We start from the raw sequence: 378 nt of genomic DNA, 5'->3' as shown, positions 1-378 counted from the left end.
TGCCCTACCGCACCTGTGACAAGCTCCAGCGTGTCACCCAGGCGGCGATCGTCGAGAACAAGCGGCTGAGTGAGGTCCTCAGCTATGTGGCGCAGATCCAGCAGGAACGGGACGAGCAGCGCAGTCGTTCAGCCCCGCGCCGGCGCGGCCAGGCCGATCGGCACATGTTCAAGGCCAGCTGAATCGCGGCATGACCAACTCGAACTTAATGGTATTTTGCTGTAGCTCTAATTCGGCTCCTAGTTTTTGCTGGACGTCTCCTTAACCCAGCACTGCAAACCTGACCAGCTGTGCTGGGTTAAGGAGACACGTCAGCGCCAAACGGCTCAAACTATACACTGGTGTCATTTCTACTTTGCACGCTGAGTGCCATTTCTA

At 56.9% G+C, this 378-nt stretch carries 1 pseudogene; it reads left to right on the top strand.

Annotated features, from left to right (window positions below):
- Nucleotides 1-182, top strand: a pseudogene (locus LG661_RS24965) (ISNCY family transposase); the annotation flags it as partial.
- Nucleotides 183-378 lie beyond the last annotated feature (196 nt).

The organism is Microvirga roseola (assembly GCF_020866965.1).
In the GTDB taxonomy this organism is placed as follows: Bacteria; Pseudomonadota; Alphaproteobacteria; order Rhizobiales; family Beijerinckiaceae; genus Microvirga; species Microvirga roseola.
The sequence above is the reverse complement of the archived record's forward strand: the minus strand, read 5'-3'. Positions and strand labels throughout refer to the sequence as shown.